14 protein-coding genes are annotated in these 21,187 nt (G+C 48.0%); 1 reads left to right on the plus strand and 13 read right to left on the minus strand.

The window, feature by feature from the left end:
* Positions 1-164 precede the first annotated feature (164 nt).
* From AAIH57_RS07495 to AAIH57_RS07535, 9 genes are all read right to left on the minus strand, one after another.
* The gene (locus AAIH57_RS07495; protein WP_175398896.1) at positions 165-1,109 is read right to left on the minus strand and encodes a carbohydrate ABC transporter permease; all 945 of its coding nucleotides are present in this window, start codon (positions 1,107-1,109) and stop codon (positions 165-167) included.
* Positions 1,110-1,125: 16 nt separating this feature from the next.
* Positions 1,126-2,028, minus strand: coding sequence for a carbohydrate ABC transporter permease (locus AAIH57_RS07500; RefSeq protein ID WP_430021347.1), 903 nt, complete (start codon positions 2,026-2,028; stop codon positions 1,126-1,128).
* Positions 2,025-4,595 carry a DUF5696 domain-containing protein gene (locus tag AAIH57_RS07505; protein ID WP_430021138.1) on the minus strand — a complete coding sequence of 857 codons (2,571 nt, stop codon included), beginning with the start codon at positions 4,593-4,595 and terminating at the stop codon, positions 2,025-2,027. The genes AAIH57_RS07500 and AAIH57_RS07505 overlap by 4 nt, the downstream gene beginning before the upstream one ends.
* A 15-nt stretch (positions 4,596-4,610) precedes the next feature.
* Entirely contained in the window at positions 4,611-5,246 is a 636-nt protein-coding gene (locus AAIH57_RS07510; protein ID WP_175398898.1) for a Yip1 family protein, read from the minus strand.
* A complete protein-coding gene (locus tag AAIH57_RS07515; RefSeq protein WP_430021348.1) occupies positions 5,230-6,693 on the minus strand; it encodes a hypothetical protein in 1,464 nt (487 codons plus the stop codon). The genes AAIH57_RS07510 and AAIH57_RS07515 overlap by 17 nt, the downstream gene beginning before the upstream one ends.
* Before the next feature lie 15 nt (positions 6,694-6,708).
* Positions 6,709-7,584 carry a carbohydrate ABC transporter permease gene (locus AAIH57_RS07520; RefSeq protein WP_062319293.1) on the minus strand — a complete coding sequence of 292 codons (876 nt, stop codon included), beginning with the start codon at positions 7,582-7,584 and terminating at the stop codon, positions 6,709-6,711.
* 2 nt (positions 7,585-7,586) lie between these two features.
* Complete coding sequence (locus AAIH57_RS07525; protein WP_430021349.1) at positions 7,587-8,504, minus strand: carbohydrate ABC transporter permease; 918 nt, start codon at positions 8,502-8,504, stop codon at positions 7,587-7,589.
* A gap of 58 nt (positions 8,505-8,562) precedes the next feature.
* Entirely contained in the window at positions 8,563-11,460 is a 2,898-nt protein-coding gene (locus AAIH57_RS07530) for an extracellular solute-binding protein (RefSeq protein WP_430021139.1), read from the minus strand.
* Positions 11,461-11,574: 114 nt separating this feature from the next.
* Positions 11,575-12,930 (minus strand): extracellular solute-binding protein, encoded by a 1,356-nt coding sequence (locus AAIH57_RS07535; RefSeq protein ID WP_430021140.1) that lies wholly within the window; start codon positions 12,928-12,930, stop codon positions 11,575-11,577.
* Between the two features lie 295 nt (positions 12,931-13,225).
* Here AAIH57_RS07535 and AAIH57_RS07540 point away from each other — a divergent pair, with 295 nt between their 5' ends.
* Complete coding sequence (locus tag AAIH57_RS07540; RefSeq protein ID WP_430021141.1) at positions 13,226-13,993, plus strand: helix-turn-helix domain-containing protein; 768 nt, start codon at positions 13,226-13,228, stop codon at positions 13,991-13,993.
* Positions 13,994-14,096: 103 nt separating this feature from the next.
* On the opposite strand, the gene AAIH57_RS07545 is transcribed toward AAIH57_RS07540, so the two are convergent.
* The 4 genes from AAIH57_RS07545 to AAIH57_RS07560 all read right to left on the minus strand — a co-directional run bounded on the left by AAIH57_RS07545 (position 14,097) and on the right by AAIH57_RS07560 (position 20,899).
* Positions 14,097-15,722 carry a response regulator transcription factor gene (locus AAIH57_RS07545; RefSeq protein WP_430021142.1) on the minus strand — a complete coding sequence of 542 codons (1,626 nt, stop codon included), beginning with the start codon at positions 15,720-15,722 and terminating at the stop codon, positions 14,097-14,099.
* On the minus strand, positions 15,707-17,464 hold the full coding sequence (locus AAIH57_RS07550) for a sensor histidine kinase (protein WP_430021143.1): 1,758 nt from the start codon (positions 17,462-17,464) through the stop codon (positions 15,707-15,709). The genes AAIH57_RS07545 and AAIH57_RS07550 overlap by 16 nt, the downstream gene beginning before the upstream one ends.
* A gap of 58 nt (positions 17,465-17,522) precedes the next feature.
* Entirely contained in the window at positions 17,523-19,100 is a 1,578-nt protein-coding gene (locus AAIH57_RS07555; RefSeq protein WP_175398904.1) for an extracellular solute-binding protein, read from the minus strand.
* A 248-nt stretch (positions 19,101-19,348) separates the two neighbouring features.
* Complete coding sequence (locus AAIH57_RS07560; protein WP_430021144.1) at positions 19,349-20,899, minus strand: family 43 glycosylhydrolase; 1,551 nt, start codon at positions 20,897-20,899, stop codon at positions 19,349-19,351.
* Between the last annotated feature and the right edge of the window lie 288 nt (positions 20,900-21,187).

The following is a 21,187-nucleotide window of genomic DNA, read 5'->3' on the forward strand; positions in this document are numbered from 1 at the left end:
ATAACGGAGAGGACTGAAGAAACCTGGAGAAGCGAAGAGGTCGCCTTTATCCCCGGATTTTCCCTTTGGAGAAGGGAATCAAAAAAATCTGGGGATAACAGCGATCGGAAGGTTCTTCTGTCAAGCGGAGTGCCAGTGTAAATATCCTCTAGTTGGACTATATATCATCCAACGATTCCGGTACGTTCTACACTTTCAACGAAATAACGCTGTACAAACAGGTAAATGATGATCAAAGGCAAGATCGCCAGCAAAATACCTGTATCCTGAATCATGCTTAGATAGAATGGATCGGCTTTGGATGCTCCGTCGCTTACCTGCTGGGCCAGATTGTAAGGAAGGGAAGAAAGCTGGGTTGACATGACTTTACTGGATGTCAGATATGTTGTCGTATAGAAGCTGTCATTCCACTGCCATACAAAGGAAAAAAGCAGCACTGTAACGATCGACGGAATGGCGTTAGGCAGCATAATGCGTGCAAATGTACGGCTGATGCCTGCACCATCGACGTAAGCCGCCTCCTCTACCTCTTTGGGAATACCTCTGAAAAACTGGCGGAAGATGAAGATATACAAGCCTGCTTTTAGCGAATTCGCTGTAAGGGCGGTCAGGATAAACGGCCAGTACGTATTCAGCAAATTCATGGGTTTGCCGAAAATCAGTGTCATGGCTCCCATGAGATCGAAGCTTTTTAGATTCAGATACACCGGAATGAGAATCGTGGTGGGTGGAACCAGAATCGTTAGGATGACCCCGGCAAATAACAGGTTGCTGCCTTTAAATTTCAAACGGGCAAAACCGTATCCAGCGAGTGCACAGGAAAGCGTTGTCAAGATGGTCGTGGTTGCGGATAACGCAAACGTATTGAGCAGCGTTGCCCAGTAATCCATGACACGAATAGCCTCCCGGAAATTATCGAAGGAGAAATTCTGTGGAATCCAGACCACAACGGCTGAATACAAATCACTCTTATCCTTGATGGACGTTGATATTTTCTGAAATATGGGAAACAGAATCACGAAGGATAGCCCGGCAATCAGTGTGAATCGCACGATGGACCAGAGCCAGCTTTTCCACTGCTCAAGTGAAAACAGTCTGGACATTATCATCCGAACAACCCCCTTTCTAATCTTGATAGAAGACACGTTTGGAGAAAATGAGGGATACGAGCACCAATATGATAGCAATGGCCACGAAATACACCCACGCCATGGCTGAACTTAATCCAAAATCAAATTTCACAAAACCCGTGTCCCGAATAAGCGTTGTCATGGCATTGTTGGCAAACGAATCCACAATGGTATAGATGACGTTGACAAAAATAAGCGGGCTGACCATCGGAAATGTAATTTTCCAGAAGGCTTCATATCCCGTAGCACCTTCCATTTTGGATGCCTCATACAGTTGAGGTGATATGGTCTGGATGCCAGCCAGGAAGATTAGAATCTGGACACCTGACTGACTAACGATCTGATAAATGCGGTCTACAGCCCCGCTCAAATACGTCACAACCCACTCACTCAGCCCGGCGTCCAGCATCAGGCTTTCCAGCTCAAATGTACCCAAGGCACTGCCGCCAGTACTGTTCTGATTTACAGCCTCGATCAGGCTAGTGCTTTCCAATGACATAATGACCCCTGATGCCAGAATAACCGGAAGGAAAAAGATGGACCGCGCGATCGCCCGACCCGGGAACTTCTGATTGAGAATCACAGCCAGAAACAAACTGAAAATAACGATTAACGGCACATTGACTACTACATCCGTTATGGATTCAATGAGTGCCCGGTTGAAGCTGGTATTTACCGTCAATGCCTGGACGTAGTTGGCAAGACCCGTGAACTGAATGGATATGCCCTCCGCGTTTGCCTGGATGGTGCTCATGCTGTAACGAAGAGAAGCCAGCAATGGAACAAAGAAGAACAGTACAAACCCGATGAGCCAAGGAAGCACGTAGATGACTCCCCAGGCAGCCTTCTGCTGGGCATAGGTCCGTCGTCCCCACTTCCCTCTCAATAGCGCTTTCAGAGCTGCTCACCACCTGTCACATAACTTTTGGCTTCCACGGTCTGGCCTGCTGCCTGTACCGGGAAGTCGTTATAATTCACTATCGCAAACCCGCCGTTTTCGTAGGTCGTCTGGAACACGCCTTCAGCAAGCTTCTCATGGGATACCATGTGAGATCCTGCAAATGCACGATTGGCCAGATTGACCTCTTCATACATTTCGGCTGCCAGATCCATCCATTGTTCATAATGTGCAGCATACAGATAGTCATAATCCGTTTCCTTAACGACATGATTCGGTGCGTTAAACCAAGTGAAATAAGGACTTGCGCCGTACTCCACGAGCTTCAGCACGTACTCTCTCGCATCGGTATACGTAGACAGATTATAAGCAGCACCTGTATAGCTGATCCCCCCATGTGTAACCAGTTGGAAAAACGGAATTTCTTCATCCTCCAATTTGAAGCGGCTGCTGGACATCGGTACATCCGTCAGACCTGTCACATATGGCAGGGAATAAGCATTCCCTCCTTCAGCGACAACGGGTATACCTTGCTGTGCAATCTGCTTCAAGGTTTCGGTGGCCGCGGTTTGCGCGCCTGTACGATCCATCAATTTTTTGGGATTCATGTCACTGTTCAATTGCTCTGCGAGATCACGCAGAGACAGTCCACCTAGCTCAAAAGGTTGCAGCGCTTTCAACATGTCTTGAGTCACATCATCCAGCAAATGTGGAGAGAGGATATAGGACGGGAGTCGATCCCGGTCACGCCGCAGTCTTGCGGGATCCATAGGATACAGAAGCGCAGGTTCCTGCGTAAGGGTACGTGAAGCCTCCTTGGAAGGACTGAATCCTTTCTTGGAGTGTACATTCAGAACAGCCACATCGGGATAAAATCCAATTCCCTCTTCACGGGTATACTCACTGAATGCTTGCATGCCTTTTCTTCCTCCAATCGCTCCATCCACATGGATGGAATCCGGCACCTGATGTTGAAGTCCCCCGTTGAACCAACCTGCATAACGAACCTGGATGTTGGACACTTGTTTTCCTTTCAGGGTCGACAAGATATGCCGGGCTTCATCAAAGGTGGTCAAGGCTTCAGTGGAGTCGTAAGGTATGCCCAGCATATGTTTCTTGGTCGTCATTCCGCCGATAAGCTTCAAGTAAAATGGAATGTCTTTATCAGCCTCAGTCGTTTGCTTCGCTGGAAGACCGTTCGTCTGGGTTAAATAGTCACGATATAAGGAAGCCAGACCGGAATAAGAGGCTTTCTCTGCCCCAGCAAAAGCATAACGAACGACAAAATCGGATGCGGTCGGCTTCTTCTGGAACTTGGGAAGTGTGCGTACCATGTCGCTGGCCTGAAGAGTTACATCACTCTTGTTTACAACGTAAAAGCTTGGATACACATTGTTGTAGCTATTCAGCTTTCCGCTGATATCGGCATTTACAACGGCTGCTGCTGCACCCTCTTCAATGATGCCAAGAAATGCGCCGCCCTCGCGAATGAGACCGAATACCGGCAGCCTGGCTCTTTCCTCGGAGGAATCCACTTCCCGAAGCTTCATGGTTAGATCCGGTCCATAAATGTCCTGCTGATAGGAAGGGTATTGAACTTTTCCATTATTAAAATGAATGAGCGCTCCTGAACCGTCAGGAACAAACAGAGATCCTTCCTGTTCCGCTGTACCTGCCCCAAAGTAATCCAGTACAGAAATGCTGTTAATCGGGTATTGCTCAGGAAAATGGATGTCTGCTGCTGGAACACGTACAACCAATGATTCCCCGTCCAGCTCGTATTCGATGGAAACCATAAACATGCGGGGGCCGCTCTTCTCCTGTTCTATGCCATGCTCGGCATTGTCCAGTTCAAGGTCCTCAGAGGTGTATCCGGCTGTTTCAAAAGCCTTCAGGGCACGCGTCAGCTGAAGCCCTTGCAGCGCTTTGTCATTCCTTACGTAGACGTCCTCTCCCTTATCTTGCGCATATCCAATCTTCAAAGCCCGCTGCCCGGCCTTGTCGAGCGAAGCAAGCAGCTTCTGCTCGAATCGCTCTTTGCTGATCTTTACAGGCAGATCATCAATCGAACTCTCATCGCTTCCAAACTGGTAATTCACCCGAACGCCGTTTGGCAACAATTCGTAGCTTATCTGTTGATGAGCTACACTATCGGTATAGGAATTGACCGAGCTGCTCTGTCCCAAGCTGTTGTAAAAGGTGAGTTTGGCCTGCGCCGACAGCAGGTCCTTATTAATTCCTGCAGCGAGCGCATCCAGATTCCGCTCCTCGGGATTGCTGCGCCAGACCTGCCCGCTTCGCTTGTGAACCACCGCGATTTCGGCTGTATCCTCCTGAATGAGTAGCTGTAATTCGTCATTCTGAACGAGCCCGAGCATATCCGGGAGACGGGCATCCCTGAAAGACGATACCAGCTTCTCTCCAGGTGGCAGCACAGGCACTTCCGCTTGCTCATCTGCATTCGCTGACATCCTGGTTACAGGCGCAGAACCAGACTGACATCCGCTAAGAAACAGGCCGAATACGAGCAGGATTACGATCATTTTTTTGACCACGTCATAGTTCATCTCCATTCTCCTTCCTTAGCCCCGAAGTACAAGTTCCTGATAGATGGTGGCTGCAAAGGACACAATCTGCTGCACCAGACTGAAGAACAGCAGGCAGAGAAAGGCCATGAATGCCATGGCAACCAGCGTCAAAAGCATGGTCAGCACTGTTTTGGCGGGTGAGTATTGATGCACCGTCATATTGCCGACAAATAGCAGGTATACCGTCCAGGCCGTGGCAGCCATGTTAAAGAAATAATAAAAGGCGGTTTCCTGACTGGAAATGATCAGACTGAGCCAAATCCATGGAAACTGTATCAAAATCAGCGGAACCAATGCGAAGCAGGTGGACATGAAGATTTCAGAAAATTTGCCTTCACCGTCCATAAGGGTAGTCAACGACCAGTTTGCTGTGCACCAGAACAGCACCGGGACAATGACGTACACCATTTCCATCAGACTGTTCAGTCGTTTCGGATTGTTGAAGTTCACCAGGAAACCGCTGTATTGGGACTGGAGAATCGTTGTCACCATGAGTACAGCAAGAATGATCCATGCGATCATCAGCGTTGTTCTCTGATTTCGTTCATATTTCAGCTCCCAATATCCGTCAAATGGATGGAAAATGAGATGGAGCGGATATTGGATCAGCTGTTTACTTGATGCTTGCATGTGTGCTCCCCCTTCTCTGCCTGCGGACTAGGAACGTGATCACTAGCACGATAACGACCAATAACAGTCCGGACATGATCCATGAAAAATGCTCGCGGAGCAGTTCTTTTCGATACAGGAGAAACGCTTTGGAATACCCTTCTCTCTCCATGCTTCGCTTAAAGTATTGCGTGGATTGCGCATACTCCTTCTGACGCAACAGCGCTTTTCCGATACCTGCGTAGGCATATTCAAGATTGGCATTCATATCTGCGGCTTTGGCAAAGTTCGCGGCAGAACCCTCTTCGTCTCCATTGAAATAACTGCGTACAGCTTCATGAAGCGTACGTCCGTATTCAGTGGTTTGGAATAGGGTGATTTCCCCGAGCGCTTTGTCCAGGACAAGCATGCGATCCCCCACACGTTCCAGAGAAATAGGAGTGTTGAATTGTCCAAGCCGATTTCCGATACCTCCGAACATGTGTAGCAAATATCCGTCCCCGTTATAGGTGAAGATCCGTCCCATATTGGCATCCAGCACGGAATACATATCGCTGTCTCCAACGTCGACATCAATGAGACGTGAAGGCCCCTTCTCATTGCTGTACAGCAAATCACCCTGAGGTGGATAATATCCTTCCCTTCTCAGAATGTCCAAGCCCTGTGCATTCAGTTTTTTGATCGGTAATCCGGTCTTGTCTCCACTCGTTGCATAAATGAAGCCCTCTCCGTCCATGTCCATATTGGTGAACTCGGTTGGTGTGAACATGACCATCTGGCTGCGCTGCTGACGAGTTGCAAACTGTTTCCACAAATACTCCACCGGGTCAACCTGGACTCTGTTGGCTCCAATGAAGGAAGCAAAAGTTCCATCGGAATTAAACTCCATAAAGCCATCGAAGACACCTTCAGCCATGACATAGATTCGTTCGCCTTTATCCATAACCACCCGCAGTGGTTTGAACTGAAAGTCTGGCTTCAGCAGCTCCGATTGTGGCTGTTCCACCATTTTGATCAGTTGACCTTGCTTATCCAGATGCACTACCCGCTGGTTACCCGTATCCGCTATGAGCAGCTGCCCGTTGTCCGATACGTATAATCCCTGTGGAAGTTTGAACTTGTCTTTCGTTCCATCATGATCAAAAGAATCGATAACCCTTGTCAGCTTCATCTCTTGATTCAGCTCGACAATACGGCTGTTGCCGGAATCCAGCACATACACCCGCTGATCAGCAGTGACGTGCATATCGTTCGGTTCTTTGAACATACCAATATCCAGTTCCTTGCCCGTAACAATTCCTGTCGCCTCATATGCAGCAGGAGAACGAACCGCATCTCCCCAGTAGGAATAATTGTACGCACTCGTCTGACCATCGGCGAAAGCCGTTGACGCTGCGCTTCCCAAGCCCAGGAGGCAGGCAAGGCCCAGGGTGAGCCATCCGCATTTTTTCCACACGCTGTTCAATATGTTGCTGCCCCCCTTCTACTCTTTCATCCCGGAAGTTGCCATCGTCTGCATAACACTGCTCTGGGAGATGATAAACAGGGTAATCGGTACAATCATGAGCAGCAGTGCTACCGCAGCACCGACACCTGCCCGGGCGATACCACCCTGAGTAATCTGACTGAGCGCATAATGCAGCGTTTTCAGGTTTTCACTGTAAATGAAGCTTCCGCCGTCTGTTCCCCATAATGCTGGAAATTGTAAAATCATAAGCGTGAGCCAAGCGGGCTTCACGTTAGGCATGACGATGCTCCAGAATATACGGTATTCGTTCGCCCCGTCGATTTTGGCTGCCTCCAGCAGCGCATCCGGAATCTGCTCCATGAACTGCTTCATCAGGAACAGACCTAGAGAGAATGCGAGAGAAGGCACAATGATGGATGCATGGGTGTTGATCCATCCAAGCCAGGACATCACCATGTAGTTTGGAATTGCCGTGACGTGTGGTGAGAACATCAGCGACAGGATCACGATCGTAAACAGTACATTTGAACCGGGAAATCGGTATTTCGCCAACGGATAAGCTGCTGCGGAAGCGAGAAGGATATGTCCTGCCGTTCCCAGCAGCGTAATTAACAGCGTATTGGCAATGTATCTGGATAAAGGAACCCAGGAGTTGCCCATCAGATTGATCAGATCCGCGAAATTTTCCATCGTCGGATTGTTCACCCAGAATCGCGGCGGAAAAATAAACAGCTCATCCAGAGGTTTAAAGGCATTGTTGACCGTATAGATCAGCGGCAATACCATAAATGAGCCGAACAGACCCAGCAGTACAAACAGCATCAGACTGACGGTAAATGACCGATTGAGTCTTCTTGGCATGCCGAAAACGGCACGTACCTTGCTGGTCATTGTCATTCACCTATCTTTCTAAGCATTTTTTGTGTCAGCACGTTCGTTCCCAGCATGAGGGCGAACAAAACGGTCGCTATCGCCGACGCATAGCCCATCTCGAACCGAATGGTTCCAAAATCCATCAAATGGGTTACAACGGTATGTGCTGCATAGTTAACGCTCGGGAAACCAGCCAGTGCGATGGAGATTTCGGCCACGGCAAATGAAGCTGTAATCTGCATGACCGCACCAAACATCAACTGGGGTCTCATGGAAGGCAGCGTAATATACCAAAGCTCCTGCCACCGATTTTTGATACCGTCCACCGTACCCGCTTCCACCAGGGACCGATCGATGGTCTGTAGTCCGGCAATAAAGGCAAGGAAACTCGTTCCGAGACTGAGCCACAGCTGTACGATGATAACAATGGCCAGCACGTACTTCTCATTCGACAGCCATTGAATCGGTTCAAGAATAACGCCGAGACGCATCAGGAAACCGTTCATGTATCCGTAGCTGTCTCCCGAGAACACGATTAACCAGATAAAAAAAACGTTCCCTGAAATGGAAGGTGCATAGAATACAAGTGTCATGACTGCACGGATTTTGGGTGACAGCTCATTGATAATCCAGGCAAACAAAAAACAGGCAATATAGCTGACAGGTCCCGTAATCACGGCAAACAGCAGCGTATTTTTAAGTGCAATCAAAAAAACATCATCGTTCAAAAACAGCCGTGAATAATTTTGCCAGCCGACAAATCGGGGCAGCTCCAGCATATTGAAGTGAAAAAAGCTGAGCCCCAGCGAGATGCCCACCGGAATGACAGTAAACAGGAAAAAGATCAGCATAAACGGTGCCATCAGCACATAATAGTGCCTGCTTCGGTATAAATCCCTTTTCAAAAGGGACCACCAGCTGCTCTGCCTTGTGGTGATGGCAGGAGCAGTGGATGACTTGGTGGTTTCTGCGTGCAACCGTTACCCTCCCTTCTCTCTACTTCAGATTAAATTCCTTGCGCTTGAGCTCGATTTCATCATCAATGTACAGGACATAATCAGCCAAGGCTTCACGTGGATTCTCATTGGCATTGACCACTTTGCGGAATGCGTTGTCCAGATGTCGGCCCGTAAAGTATCCGCCGGGAACCTGAGGAATGCCCTCTACCCACTCCCACTGTTTCTTCAGGTTTTGATAATCCTTAACTGGCCATGGCAGCTGCTCCAGCGCTTCAATATTGGCAGTCGGGTAGCGCGCCGCTGCCCCCATCAACCCTTCCATCTCTCTGCCATATTCGATCTGAGTCTGCTTGTCGGTCCACCACTTCATGAACTCCCAGGCAGCTTCCTTGTTCTTTGCGTTTTCCAGCATCATGACCGCACTTGTGGCACTTGCCACCTCATGCCTTATAGTCCCGTCCTCCAGCTGCGTGCCAGGAACGATCGTAAAATCCCAAAGGTTTCGAATTTCCGGTGCCATGACCGTCAGCATGTTGTAGGTGGTGTAATCCGCAATACCAATCGGCATCTCCCCGGTACGGAAACGGTTTGGAAAATCAGCCTTCAGAGGGAATTTGTAATTGGTATAAAATTGGGTCCAACGCTTGAATGCGTCCATGGAGATCTCCGAATTGAGCGCGCTTTCCTTCTGATCTGCGGAATAAAATTCGCCATCGTTCTGATAGAGCAGCATGGCAAAGGTTGCGTTGGGTACCATGTTGGCATTGTTCGTCGTATCCTCAATGGGCAGGTAGAACTCCATGTTGTGCTTTTGCAGCACCGAAATGGCATTATACACATCCTGCCACGTTTTTGGCGGCTCCAGGCCAAGCTCCTTCAGAATATCCTTTCGATAAAACAACATTGGAAAATGCTGCTGCTCCGGAAGTGCATACACTCCGTTGTTGAATTGGTATGGCGTCAATCCACTTGCGCGAAATCGGCTCGCAACCTGTTCAAAATCCGGGAATGTACTCAGATCTGCCGCTGCATTCCGCATGGCGTAATTCACTGGAATATCTTCGCCCATTTGCATGGCAACGTCCGGTCCTTCCCCGGCAAGCGTGGCAGGCAGCAAAATATTAGGCGGAACGAGGCGCAATTGAACGGATATATCGGTTTCCGGTGTAAAGGAAACATCAATCAGACCTTTCAGAACCTGTGCCTGATCGCGTCCTGTTGTAATCCACACCGTAATGGAATCCTTATTCTGTTCAACATTTCCGATGCTGTCATAATCCTCCGTATACGAAGCGACATAAGCGCCCATTTCATGTTTCATCTGCTGCAGCATCGTCGCCTCTGCCTTCGGCATCTTCTGATCCGGTGAGGATACCAGGACGTAATCCAGTGAGATCGGCTGCTCACGGACGGAAAGAATCCAGGTCCCTAACCCGCCTACATTGATCTTAAAGGTGTCCAGACGCTTGGGCACAGTTTCCGGTCTAGCCGCCATGTCCTCTAACTGAATCACCATGGCATGGAGAATGGCGACCTTATCGCTCTGTTCACCTGTCGCCTTCTCCAGGTAGTCAGCAACCGATCGAAGAATGTCTGCCTGCCGCTTGAATACCTCAACCATCTCTGGAATGCGCGTTTCCAGCTGATAATCCCTCATGGGGTCCGGTTTATTGGAGGTAATCATCAGAATTTTACGATACATCTCGTTCAACTCCAGCACGCTTGATTCCACTGTACGCAGCAGTGGAGCGATATCCCCCAGCGTAACGGTCATACGCAAGCGGTGAATTCCTTTCTCCAAATGAAACAGGTAAGGCTCACTCTCACTTGTGCCCAGCACCTGTGTCTGCCAATCCGGGCTGTAGTTGAATCGAATACGCTTCATTTCTTCAAAAGGAATTTTGCCATCGATCGTCAGACTACGTGTGGCATAAACGCCGCGCAGCTGATCCTGCTTTACTTTGAGCCCAATCTGGTACAGGCCGTCTTCCGGTACATCCACATTCCATTCGATCCATTCACCAGGAAGCTTCCAGTTGATGCCCCCAATGGCGTTAACACGGATTTTGGATACATCATACGGTTCCAGAGACGGGCTTGAGCGATCCGAGATGGGGGCAAGGGTTGGCGAGGATTTACTCACTGCCTCCTCTCCCTGTACTTTGATCGAGACAGGATCAGCCGGCATCAAACCTGCTGCTTCATAATCGGCCTGCAGCTCTGTGTAGGCTGGAATGCTCTCTTCCCGGTACAGCTCGATATAATCGATCGCCATGCTTTCGCGCAGGGAAATCAGCGACAGTATCTGTGTTCCCTTTTCAAAATAAAATTGATATGGTTCTTCGAAGTAACCCGCACTGTCCTTAAAAGAGGCCAGCTGCCAAGCTGGTTGCTCCACCTGCCGTGGCCGAAGGTCGTTCCCGCGATCATCCCTGCGAACATGGTCATCGCGATTCCCCCATACCCTGTCAAATAACAGTACATCGGCTCCTCTGAACGGAACCTCTCCATTCAGCTCCAACTGCCGCTCAATCCCGGAGCTTTTGCCTGCAGCAGGATAATAATGTATGCGCATCTGGTATAACCCGCTGGCTGGAACAGGAACCTCCCAGTTGATGGTTCCGGATTCCGGAGTGATGACGGCTTTCCCGTCCAAACCGGCATACGCATTGACGATCTCGAACTCCCCGTTCACCGCCTGGGTGAATGACTCTCCCTCAATCCGTATGGTCTGCTCTGGCTTGTCTGCGTCAGCGTGAACAGAGAGGTAATGCTCATAGCTGCGAGAGTCTTCTGTACCGGATACCGCTTCGAAATCCTCGCGCGCCTGAACGATGCCCGGACCACGATCCCTTGTAAGGTAAATGCTCCATAATGAGAGGATCATCACCATGGCCAGCAGCAGGATCAGTGCCTTTTTCTTTCGTGACCGCATGTTCGAATACGTCCCCCTTCCTTCTGCCGTGGAGTATGATGGTTAGCACGGAATGGCCTCTCGGGACCTAAGCCATAGACCCCTTTTCGTCCCGAGAGAGCAGATTAAGTATGCTTATTTGTAGACCTCATCAATGGAAGCTTGGAAAGGTGCCTTATATTTTTCAATGACCGTTGATACGGACACCCCTTCAAGCAGTTCACCGTTGAAATCCCAGAATGGCAGAGACGGGAACGTATTGTGATCCAGCACCAGCATACCCTCAGCAACGGTTTTGGCATTTTCAATATCGGCCTCATCCGTCAGATGAGTCTCCAGGGTGGACTGGCTAGGGTAATCGTAGATGGATTCAATTTCATTGATTTTTTCCCAGATATACATCAGCTGTTCCGGATGCTCTACTGCCTTAGGAATCGTCAGTGCCTGATAACGCGATTCCCCGGAATGGTATGCTGTAGCACTTGGTCCTTTTGGGAAAGGAACAAAACCGATGTCGTAGTCCTTCATATCTGTTCGAATGCCTTCAATTTCATACATGGCTCCCGAGTACATGAGTGTATTCCCCTGACGGAAAAAGGTCGCTGGTTCCGTCCAATCCCCGCCCTCCGTAGGTCTTCCTATCTTCTCTGTCGCCAATTTGGAAAGAAAACTCAGTGCTTCTTTTGTTTTTGGGTCCTCCAGATTTTGTTTGTCATCCTTGGTCAGAGACGCTTCGTTGGAATAGAGGACAGGCTCAAGCAGTCCCGTTTGAGCCAATCCCCATGTGTCGAGCTTTCCATCGTTGTTGCGGTCCTTGTTTGCTTGTTTGGCTACTTCAATAAACGTATCCCAGTTCCATTGATCTGCGTCCACGTATTCCTGTAATGGCTTCATGCCAAGCTCCTGCATGAGTGTCCGGTTGTAAAAGATCCCACTGATAAATGAAGATTGATCTTCGGTGAAACCATAACCTCTGCCTTCATACTGAAAGTATTCGTTCGTCGTTTTCTGATTGAATACCTGATCATTCTTGGTGTATTCATCAATGGGCCATAACAGGTCCTGCTTGGTCAGTGCCGGGATGGCATAGTCTTTGCCCAGCCGCACAATGTCGCCCAGCGGTTCACCTGCCATTAAGGAAGCCACGACCTTCTCCTGATACTCACCAAAATCAATCGAAATGTATTCGATGTCAAAGTTATGCTTCTTTTTCAGTGCCTCCAGGTTCTCGATTCGCTGAATGTTATCCGGGTTGCTATCAGTCATTTCCATATCCCACCAAGCAACCACCTTGATGGTTCTTCCCCCCATGTCAAAGTCCATCTCTGGGGTGGATTTCTCATTCTTTGGTTCTGTTTCATTGGTTGCCTGCTCTTCCTGCGGTGCCTTTGTTTCTGGCTCTGTTTGAGCGCTGGAGCCGGAGCTGCATGCGCTCAACAAGAGCATGACTGCAAGGATCAAACTCGTTAGCATGAACATGCTTTTTCTCATTCGTTGTCCCCCCTGAATGTGGTTTTATCGTTTGCCATCAAAGTGTAGCGTTTAAATGAAAGCGCAAACAACATGTGTAATTACAGGTGTTTACCCTGGCAAACTATAGGTTTTGGCAAATTGAATGCAGATTAGAGCATTTACGTAGTTAAGTGGTAAATAAATGCTCCCTCTACAAATAAATGCACATTGTATGCGCTTTCTTTTCTTCTCATAATGAAATTAAGACATCTGTTATCCGGATATGAAGAGGACCTGATTCGGTTTATATCAATTGAGAGGGAGAGATTGCTTCATGCATAACATCCTGCTTGTGGATTTCAGTCGCTGTGTATTCGGGGAAATGCAAAAGCTGCTGCACCGCAGCAAATCTGAATATACTATTGGAAAACGAGTCGTTTCTGCCCAGTGTGCTTTATCGGCATTGTCTGAGAGGGAGTTTACAGTAGTGCTCATAAGCACCGGAGGATGTACTGCTGCAGGTTTGTGGGTATGTCATCACATTCGAAAGAGGAGCCAGATTCCCATTCTGATCATGGGAGGCAATGATCATTTTCAGCTTGTCCGCAAAGCACTAGCCTATCAAGTAAGCGATTATCTGCCCGGCAGGTTCAATGGCTCTTCCCTCCTTCATAGTCTCAACAGACTCCAGTCCCGGCTTGAACCTGATAGACCAAAACGAAATCTGCCCTCATTCAGATCACTCATTCAACTTGAGGGTCAGCAGGTCCATTCCGCCCAGGTGATTAAGATCATCAAAGCTTATGTCCTCGATCATCTGAATGGGGATATCACATTGAAGAAAATTGCCGATATGGTTCATTTTAACTGCGCATACCTTGGGCAAAAATTCAAAATGGAAGAAAACATGTCCTTCAATGATTATTTGCTTCAGCAGCGAATGGAAAAAGCCAAACTTCTGCTGAAGTCCACAGACTTGCGGATTTATGAAATTGCAGCAGAGGTAGGGTATACGGACACAGACTGGTTTTATAAAAAATTCAGGGCAACCACAGGCGTAAGTCCCAATGCCTATCGAAAACAAAAAGCGTTCACCGCATAAAGCAAGAGATTAGCCTTCCTTGGGCGAGCCGTTAAACCAATAGCGAAATAAGGTCACAGGACATTCGAGCCTGTGACCTTATTTCGCTTCGTTATCTTTCCAATTAACGGACCATCAAAGATTCCCTGAATTCCTGGGGAGTCATGCCTGTCACCTTTTTGAAAAAACGGGTGAAGGAATGAGCTGCCTCATAGCCGACCTGGAGAGCAACCTCACGAACCATGAGATCCGCATTCCGAAGCAGATCCTTCGCTCTGCGGATTCGCAGCTCGTCAATAAATTCGGAAAGGTTGATTCCCATCTCCTGTTTGAAGAAACGCGACAGGTACGATGGATTGAAATGATAAAGCTCGGCAAGCCTTACAAGAGAAAGGTCTTCTTCCAGATGCTCGGTGATGTAAGTACAGAGCGAGTGAATTACGGCATTTGCCCGCTCCTGTTCATTCGAACTTTTGAAGCGCACCAGTTGGTCGGCTGCCTGATACAAAAACTGCACGGCATCTTTCATACACGTATACTCGTTGAGATGCAGCAGTCTGCGTTGATCCGGTATATCCTGATTCAAATCCCATCGATTGATGACTGAATACAGATGCAGCGCAAGATTATAGTAGGTTTCCATGGTTCTTTCCAGATTCACATCCTGTTGAATCAGTTCATTGACCAATTCCTCAAACACTTCATAAAATTGCTGGATTCGCCCTGTTTCCAAATACCCTGACATCACTTCAATTCGGTTACTGACCCGTGTAAACTCCCTCTGGCCCTGATTGGAAAGAACATCATCATAATCTTTAAGCACCATGGATATGCCATCTCCAATCTTCATCCAGTGAAGCTGCCTCAACCGCTCATATTGCCGGGGAATCTCTGACCACTGACAGCTCTTCCCGCCCAACGCAAAAGCCACAGATATGCCAAGTGAAGTCATACATGCTTCCTGGATCAATTCCAATGTTCCCTCCAGGTATCGGACAAAAGAACTGCCTGGCTCTGTATCCGACCGGGGTTGAATGAGCCATACCATATCCCCGTAATGGTCCGGCACGCTAACGTGAACTATGTGCTCCTCCAACAACGAGGAAACAATTAATTGCGTCTGTGCCTGAATCTGTGCGCGTTCCAAATGGGTAAGTTTATCCTTGGAATGGAACCGGCCCAGTACGACATATACAGAAGAAGAAGCATGCAGACCAAGCTCCCAGCGATCCAATTCTTTCTGAATCTCAAAAGTGGAATCCGTATATGCAGTGCCGTTCTGAAGCTGATTCCGCAGAAACTCTTCCTGTTGAAGGAGCGCCAACTTGCAAGTGATCTCAGATGATTTCTCCAGCAACTCATGCATGTCGTGACTCTGCCTAATCTCTTCCATCACTTCCTCCACTACAGCCATAACCTTGTCATACCCTTCCGTTTTGAGCAAGTAACGGACATTGGGCATCTGAAAAGCCTTGTAAGCATAGTTAAAGTCACTGTAACCTGTCAGAAAAATAACACGGCAGTGCGACCAATAGACCTGAACCTGCTCTGTCAGCTCAAGACCATTCATACCCGGCATGCGAATATCTATCAAAACGATATCAATCCTTGAGCGTTCCATCCAGGCCAATGCCTCACTCGCAGAATAAGCCTTGTATACATCCAGACGGTCCGGCATATATCTTGCAAAGGTTTCATAAAGAGCATCCGTAATGATTTCCTCATCATCCACAATCAAAAGTCGATACATCCGTCTTCCCTTCCTTCCATATGAATTCGGATTGTGACCTTTAATCCCGACAGTTCACTTCTCGTCAAAAACAAGCCGCTATCTTCCCCATAGGTCAGCATCAGCCGACGATGAATATTCATTAATCCGGTCATTTCCTCCGTGTCACTTTTTTCATGCAAACGTTGTTGAAGCGCAGCGATTTGACCGTCCTCCAATTCATGCCCATTGTCCTCCACCGTAATCTCTGCGATCTGCTCCGTCATGCCAAACCGGACTCGAAGCATGCCCTGAGCGGTCATTTTTTCCAGACTGTGTTCATAAGCATTCTCAATGATGGGCTGTATGATTAATCGGGGGACACGAATGTGTTCCATCGATGCTGGCAAATCTCCGAAGTCTGCGTGTATGCGTCTGGAGAAGCGCAGCTTTTGAATTTCGGTATATGTACGCGAATGGGCCGCTTCTTCTTCCAGCCTGATCTGATCGGTTTCGTTCCGGGAAATAAACCTGAAATATTCGCCAAGCATGTTGGTGAATTGTTCAATCCGCTCCGTATCCCCTGTTCTTGCAAGTGAATTGAGAATAAAGAAACTATTATATAAAAAATGGGGATTGATCTGAGATTGGAGCTGCTTCAATTCAGCGCGCTGCATCATCATCGTTTGTTTGAAATCCCGATCAATAAGCAGCTGAAGCTTCTCAAGCATCTGATTAAACCGGGTATACAGGAAACCGAACTCATCCTTCCGCTTGTGCACGATAGGGATATCCAGTACGCCGGTTTCCATTTTTTTGAACCTCTTGACGAGCAAAAACAGAGGAATGTGGATGAGCTTATAACTTGAATATAAGAAGACCGAAATGGCAACAAATGATGTAATTGCAAACAACCAGGCCCAATGATAGAACTTGGTAAGTGGTCTTTTTACACTTTTCTCCGGCAAGTACGTTACGATCGACAAGCCCAGCGGTTCCATACGGCTCTGGCTGACATAATAACTTGTGCCGTCTACCTTCACCTGAAATGCACCATGTTCGCCACTGACAATCTGTTTACGATAATCAGAAAGGATAAAATCACGCTGCGAAAAGTCGGTGATGATCTGTCCCGTTTTTTCCTCCAGCAGGAAGGACCCGCTATCAGGGTACAGATTAAGCTGGGTCAGCGCATGTTGAAATTGATCCGTATCCAGTTCGACCTGAACCACGAACAGCGGAGCCTCTCCCTTTTTGCCAGTCAGCCGCACGGCACTCAGGTTCATTACACCCTCTTTCACCATGAAACGAGTTCCCTTTCCCTCCTTGCCTGAGCTGAAGTATTCATAGGAATCTCTGTTGTAATCGTCAATTCCATGCGTGGCGGAGATGCTTTTGCCAATCGTGCGAATATGCACATGAACGTTTTTGATGTAGACACTGCTGTTCTTAAACGTCGCAAGCCGATCGGACAGGTAGTTCAATGTCTCGCGGCGATCTACCTGATCCATCATCTCCCATAGTACGGCAAGCCTGTTTAGCTTCCTGTCCTCCACAATGTCAAACTGCTGCAGCTCCATCCATTCGATTTCCCGGTTCAATTCTTCGAGATAACGATCAAGCCTTCTTTCCGTTGAAGACGATATTTCCTGGCTGGCATTGTCGTAACTCCAGTTGTACAGATATATCCCCAAGAGAATCAGTGGAAGAACAAAGATCAGATAGGTTACGACCAGTCGTGCGAAGATGCTGCTGCGCCATGATTGGGCCGGGAATTTAATCAACTCATCCCCTCCAGCATGTGGTTCGCTTTCTTGCATGAATGAACTCTAAAGGATCCATTTAATGCTCCATTGCCGTTTTTGTATTGAGCCACGCATTAACCTCCGCAGTGATCTGATCTCCACCCAGCTTTAGCCAATTATCCACAAACAGGTCGAACTCTTCTATGGGTCTGCCCAGAATAATATTCAGATAGGCTTCAAGCTGAAGATCATTTAGTATGATTTGCCGATCAACCATTGTTTCAGTAATTCCACCCGTGAATTGATCGTACAGTAGTTGTCCGTTTCTTTCGTAGCCATCAGCTATACTGAGCGCACCTGACGGTCCATAGGTTTGCTTCCATCCCCAACCGCTCTCCACGTTCTCCTCGGTATACGCCTCAATTCTCTTCTGAATAGCCGATGCTTCCTCTTGGAGAACGGAAAGATTACCCGAGCGGTTCGCTTCCTGAATTTGGCGGTAAGCGTCCAGGTTTTTGGTCCCCGGAAAAGGGGTGACCGGCGAGAGCATCCATACGGCCTTGGAATCGTCATTGTAGTATGTTTCGTACTGTGCGTGCTCACCCCAGTTGGTTTCCAAATGCAAGTTCATGAGTTTCATGATGACTTCAGGGTGAGCGTAGTCTTTTCTAACAGCGAAATATTGCCAAGTATTGGTGCGAAGCTGCACCTTCGCCAATTTTCCGGATTCAGCAAGGATGGGAAAAGCCTGCCACTCTGCTTTTGGATCGTTCTCCCGGCTTGACTGGATCTTAAAAGGAGTCCATTGTTCACCATAAAGCATGCCAATGTTTCCGTTCTGGATCAGTCTTGCTTCGTTCGTTCCTTTTTTGTAGCTGAAATCGGGGTCAAGCTGACCTTCCAGGTACATGGTTTGCAGCACTTGCAGTGCTTTTCGGACTTCGGGTTGTATGCCGCCATATACAAGTCTGCCATCCTCATCCTTAATCCATATATTCGGATATGCGCCATACCCGGCCATCAGGCCGACAGCCCCCATGACCGGGTCCCACAAATGATTCGTTAGGGCAAGTCCGTACGTATCCCGTTGACCGTTGCCGTCCGGGTCTCTCTCTGTAAACGCTTTAGAAATTTCAAGCACGTCTTCCATGGTTTCAGGCCGATCAAGCTGCAGGTGTTCTAGCCAGTCGGTCCTAATCCACAAGTACTGGGCAGATTCTATGGAGGATGCCGTTTCAGGAATGGCCATCAATTTGCCATCAATGGTTGCCGCGTCAAACGGGCCGCTTCCTTCTGCCTCCAATATGCTCTTCGTAAGCGGAGAGGCATAGGTTTGGTACACTTCTGACAGATCCTGAATCAGACCTGCATTACTCAACTGTCTTAGCTGGTACGGATTTACCCTGACAATGTCAGGAATACGACCGGCAGCAAGAGAAACACCCAACTTCTGTCCATAAACGTCCCCTCTCGCAATCCAGTCGTATTGAAGCTGAATCCCCAGCTTCTCCTCATACAACCGGGTCCATCGATTGTCGAGCAGACTCTCTCCAGGCAGCTGGCTGATCATTTGTTCCAGATCGTCCCCTACCTCTCTGACAAAGGATACCTGTACCGGAGAGCTGTATTTGCTAATATGCGGCTCATTTTCCGCAGCCTGAACGTCGATATTCATTAAGTCCTGTTCCGAATATCCGCTTGTATGTCCTGTTGGTATGCATGCACTAAGCAGGAGGATCATAACTAATTTGGTTTTGGTTAACGCAGTAATGCGCAAAGTATGCACCCCGATTCGGCCGAAATGGATGGTTTGTCCCCTGATCTTCAAACCTGTTCTTATTGTACATGAATTCGCTTCAGCTGAGCAGAACCAGATTAGTTGTTGATAGAAAAAAAAGCCGCCGGCTCGGCGACTTCATTCCGTTATTTCCCGTTATGCGCAAGCATCACCTGATATTCAAAATTCGAAAAATCAGCGATTCCTCCGATCATGCTTGTCGAATATAAAAACAATCCGATCCGGCATCCCATAAAATGATCCAATTTATAAACCATTTTGTGGGTAATTCCGAGCGGCTTCCACTGCGATCCTTCCAGATAAAAAAATGAACACTCATCCTGGTTGTCCACGAAATTTCCAATAGCCTTAAGCGTAACTACGGATTCCACCATCGGAATTCTTGCGTATTCGGTAGCTGGCTCCGCATCGATCAGGTTACCGAAGATGGATGAATCCTCGCTGTTTCTTGCCAGCATGACTAATTCTAAACGACCTTCATTCCTCGTGAGTGCAATCAACCCATATGTGCCAATCAGAAAACTCAAACCGGCATAGTCGCCATCCTTTAGCCCGCTTCCATCCAATGTGACCGTCGCTTCACAAACGGGACCCATTGCACGCTGTGTCAGTGTATTAACGGCAAAGGTCAGGTTGGGACGAATATGTCCGGATTGAATCCGATAAACGCCCGGTTTGTCGGTCACGGACCAGAGGCCATCGTGTGGGGTATGGTTCCACTGCCAAAAATCGTTCAGTCTTACCTTCCCTGTTTCATCGGCTTCATAATGAAATGCGTCGCTCCCAATCAGAGGTTTATATGTATAATTGGGTCTTGTACTCTGAATCAGGATTTGTTTCGGAGCTTTCTCGGCAAACACCGGTATATCGTTCTCGAAGTGCAGCGGGACCAGCACAGGTATACGTCCGATGGCACCATGATCCTGAAACAGCATGGCATACCAGTCTCCATCCGGTGTATCCACGATTCCCCCCTGAGCTACCCCTGCATTAAAATATCCCATGTCATCATTGAATGCTTCACCGCCAACAAACTCACTGTCCAACGAATCGGCCATATAGAACGCCTGTGTTCTTCTGCCAGAAGCCTTGGATATATGGATTAGGAACACATAGTACTTTCCGTTAATTTTGTAGAAATGGGCACCTTCATAGCCGAGGAAATGAGGCTGCTTATCTTTTACGATCATTCGCTGTACTCCACCAGGCTTAGGTCCGGACAGATCAGAACTTAATTCCGTCAGATATATCTCGGTGTTGCCATGTATCAGGTAGGTTCGATCATCCTCGTCAAAAAACAGAGAACAATCATGATAAAACCCTTCCACATACTGTTTGGTCCAGGGACCGGTTATTTCCTGGGCAGTGTACAGATATGTCTTATGCGTATCATTGGCAACGAAAATAACGTAGAACCTGTTCTTGTGATACCGAAGCGAGGCAGCCCACATGCCTTTGCCGTAAATCTGCTTGCCTTCCTCCAAACACTGGGCTGGTGTATCATCAAGTCTATCGTACACATGAGTTGCAGTCTCCCAATGGATCAAATCATAGGACCGCAGGATGACGCAGCCCGGCATCATATGCATGGTTGTACTGACCATATAATAGGTATCTTCGACCCGAATCACATCTAGATCCGGATAATCAGCCCAAATAATCGGGTTTGCATACATACTTTTCGTTCTCCCCTTTCTATTCATGTTTCATCACAACCTCAACAGATACATTAACGAATTCTTGTTACAGATCACGATCCTCGGTTAAATCCATGACCGGAAGTCCATCGTTATCAAGATAGAACCGGCAAAATTACGTCTCCGTTATTGATGATTTCAAAGACTTACCCGACGATAAACCTCTCGAAATTTATCGATTAATGAGTGATTTCCTAGCGTTTTTCCCTTAAAATTATAAAGTAGAAGTGCATCTCAAAGAATGATATATACTAACGCAAAATTGAT

Origin of the sequence: Paenibacillus sp. MABNR03, assembly GCF_050455445.1 — a bacterium.
Classification (GTDB): domain Bacteria; phylum Bacillota; class Bacilli; order Paenibacillales; family Paenibacillaceae; genus Paenibacillus; species Paenibacillus xylanilyticus.